The organism is Micromonospora craterilacus (genome assembly GCF_003236315.1).
GTDB classification, from domain to species: domain Bacteria; phylum Actinomycetota; class Actinomycetes; order Mycobacteriales; family Micromonosporaceae; genus Micromonospora; species Micromonospora craterilacus.
In genome coordinates this window covers 1-3,033 of the sequence record NZ_POTY01000403.1, presented here as the reverse complement: position 1 = coordinate 3,033, position 3,033 = coordinate 1, and the positions used below count along the sequence as shown (strand labels likewise).

The following is a 3,033-nucleotide window of genomic DNA, read 5'->3' as shown; positions in this document are numbered from 1 at the left end:
GTGCGGGTGGGGGCAACCGCGGCGGCGGCGCGTACCGCTCGCGCAGCAACTCGGCCGCCCACTCGTCGTCGGGCACGGCCACTCACCTCGCCGACCGGCCCGCGCAGGCCGGGCAGTCTCGGCGGGTGAGCTTGTAGCGGTCCCGCAGCCGCGTCGCCTCCATCACCAGCGCGCAGATGTGCGGGTACGGCTGCTCGGCCGGCGCGGGCCGGCCGAGCAGCGTGGTGGCCACCAGCCACACCCCGGTCACGACGCGCCCATCCGGCGGAGCTGCTTCCGCTGCGCCTGGGTGGTTCCGGCCCACACCCCGTACAGGTCGTTGCCCTGCTCCAGCGCCCACGCCCGGCAGCCCGGACGCAGCGGGCACGGGCGGCAGTACGTCTTGGCCGCGAACGCGGCTGTCCCGTCGGTGAAGAACAGGTCCGGGTCCGCGCCCGCGCACTTGGGTCGGACCTCCGGGTCGCCGGCGAGGAAGTCCGGCGCGAGCGAGCGGGTGCCGACGCCGCGGGGAGCACGGGTCACGTCGGGTCGTCCGGCAGGTCGGTGGCCGCCATGCGGCGCAGCAGGAGCAGCGTCCGGTCGGCCCGGACCGCGTTGATCGCGGACCGGCGGCTGAAGTGATAGGCGTCGGGGTTGACGTCGCCGCGCCAGTACGTGGCCCGCCAGCTCATCGCGTTGGGGTTGCCGCCGTACCAGCCGGAGGCGGGCTTGACGCGGTAAAGGATGTGCAGCGGCGTCAGCTCGTTGTCGGTCCAGGTGACGATCACCGGGGCGGCGAGCAAGGACACGATCTGCTCCTCGACGCTGGCAGGGTCGACGGCGCCGGCGGGCACCGCCCGCACCCGCGGGCCGGCAAGCCGGACCGTCGTGTTCACCAGGCGGCGGCCGGTCGTGTCGACCGCGTCCACCCACAACGCGACCGGGTTCAGGTTCTGGCGGCCCGACGGTGCGGGCGGCCGGAGGATCTGCTTGACGCGCACCACGTACGGCGGCAGCAGGTCGGGGGCGACCATCTGGCGGGCCCAGGCAACGACGGAGGCACGGTCGGCGGCGGCCTTCTCGGCGAGCTGCTGCAGCGACACGATGCGCGAGCACAACTGGCACAGATGCCGGCCGTTGACGCAGGGCAGCGACCGGTCCGGGCGGGCGCCGCAGCCCTCGCACACCCGCGACGCGCTGGCGCGGGCCCGGGCCGCCACCAACTGACCGATCGTCGCCGCCGACGGCAGCGCCTCGGCCAGGCTGTACAGGTCGACCACGGTCTTGCGGTCACGCCAGTCTCTGGTTTCGACCCGGGCCCGGACCGGGGCGCCGCCCGGGACCCGGGGCAGGTCCAGATCCGCCAGCTGCGACTTGGAGAGCAGGCCGGCGGGCACCTGCCGCCAGCCTTTGTAGCGGGGCAGATCAGCCATGGTCGGCCTCCTCGATGGCACCGTCGATCGCGTCGCCGGCGCGCATCCCGGCCTGGACGCCGGCGGCGTGCGCGGTGGACAGGTGGGCCGGCAGCAGCCGCAGGGCGCACAGCATGTCGAGGACCTGGTCGACGTCGGCGGCGTAGAACTCGGTCGACGCCTTGCAGTAGCGGCCGGCGTACTCGAGGAACCGGATGTGCAACTCGCCGTCGGGCCACCACTGGACGCTGGCCAGCCGCACCGGCTGCGACCCGCCCAGGGCAGGCGCCGCCGACGAGTACCACACCTCGTACACGCGTTCCTCCACCCGGGCGCCGCCGCACGCCTTGAGGTGGGCGAGCGCGGCCCGGATCCGGCCGACCTGCGTCAACGTCAGCGGGGCGGGCGGTACCCCCGTCCCGCCGGTCAGGGAAGCGGCCGGCGGGACGGGAGCTGGAGCGGCGTGGCCGACCGGGACGTCCTCGGCGGGGTCGGCGAGCGCCGGTACCACTGCGTCGGTGTCCGCTCCATCCACCGGCGGGCTGGCATTCGTGTGCCCGGGCCCGGGGGTGGCCGTCTCAGGGTGCCGCTCGACCGGACGCACGTACTCCGGCGCGACCTCGGCGACAGCGGCGATCCGCCGCGCCGGGTCGGGCTCGTAGTCGGCGCCGACGCCGGCGAGCGGATCGGGCTGGTCGGTCGGGGCGGAGTCGCGACGCTCCGCCCCGACCGTGTCCGAGGCCCGGGGGTCGTGGGCCTCAGACTCACCCGCCGCGAAACGGGTGGCCTCCTCGGGCCAGCAGGTGCGGCACCACACGGCGGCGTGCCGCTCGCGGGCCTGCTCGGCCGGCAGCGTCAGTCCGTTGAGTGTCGACCGGGAGCACCTGGTCGACGTCTTGGTCTTGAGCCCGTGCCCCTGGATGCCCTTGCGGGCGATCGCGATCCACACGTGCTCACCCGGCTCGGGCCCGCGCTCCTCGATGACGACCGGCGTCGAGCGGGCCGGTCGGGTGGCGGGACGTTCGCGGCCGTCCAGTGAACGGACGGTGGCCGGCAGGTCGTCTGTCTCAGCTGCGACAGTCGCCACCTCGCGGGCCGCGGTGTCCTTGCTGACGCCCAACGCGGCGCCGATGGCTCGGGTGGACATGCCGACCTGCCGCAGCGTCGCCACGGCCGCCCGGCGGTGGACCTCCGGGACGCGCAGCCGGTCCGCGCCGTACTCACCATCCAGGTAGTCCTGCCAGGTCGGATAGCCGAGGACCTGCCAGTCGCAGCGCTCGAAAGCGAGCGCGAACTCCTGGACCGTTTCGAGGTAGTCGCGCAGGCCCTGGCGGATCCGGTCGGCGCGGGCGCGGGCGGCCTGCTCGGTGGACCGCTCGGTCAGCTCGACGACGTCGGCGGTCACCGCGCTGCCCTCCGGACGTGCCGGTCGGCGCGGCGGCGGGCTCCGGACTCGGTCCAGCAGTGGCCCATCGTCACGTAGCCGGGAGACGAGGCCAGCACGGCCCAGTTCCAACGGCGCCGCCACCACGGCCGGCCGGTGTCCCGCTGCGGCTGCAGCGCCGCGGCCTTCCGCGAGGCCGGCGCCGGGGCGGGCGCGGGTGGGACAGGCACGATCGGCAGCCGGCCGAGGCGCTCAGGC

5 protein-coding genes are annotated in these 3,033 nt (G+C 75.1%); all 5 read right to left on the bottom strand.

What is annotated here, in order from left to right; genetic code table 11:
- Nucleotides 1–82 precede the first annotated feature (82 nt).
- Entirely contained in the window at nucleotides 83–250 is a 168-nt protein-coding gene (locus C1I95_RS35560; RefSeq protein ID WP_158566522.1) for a hypothetical protein, read from the bottom strand.
- Nucleotides 247–522: a WhiB family transcriptional regulator gene (locus C1I95_RS33050; RefSeq protein ID WP_111219943.1), complete on the bottom strand. Its 276-nt coding sequence runs from the start codon at nucleotides 520–522 to the stop codon at nucleotides 247–249. The genes C1I95_RS35560 and C1I95_RS33050 overlap by 4 nt, the downstream gene beginning before the upstream one ends.
- Nucleotides 519–1,412, bottom strand: a complete 894-nt coding sequence (locus C1I95_RS33045) for a hypothetical protein (RefSeq protein ID WP_111219941.1) — start codon at nucleotides 1,410–1,412, stop codon at nucleotides 519–521. The genes C1I95_RS33050 and C1I95_RS33045 overlap by 4 nt, the downstream gene beginning before the upstream one ends.
- Entirely contained in the window at nucleotides 1,405–2,796 is a 1,392-nt protein-coding gene (locus C1I95_RS33040) for a hypothetical protein (protein WP_111219939.1), read from the bottom strand. The genes C1I95_RS33045 and C1I95_RS33040 overlap by 8 nt, the downstream gene beginning before the upstream one ends.
- On the bottom strand, nucleotides 2,793–3,033 hold a 241-nt coding region (locus tag C1I95_RS36785), incomplete at its 5' end, for a hypothetical protein (RefSeq protein ID WP_233514039.1). The genes C1I95_RS36785 and C1I95_RS33040, both read right to left, overlap by 4 nt.

Excerpts from the sequence above, each read along its gene's own strand:
- C1I95_RS33045 (WP_111219941.1), bottom strand. The coding sequence starts at position 1,412 with ATGGCTGATCTGCCCCGCTACAAAGGCTGGCGGCAGGTGCCCGCCGGC.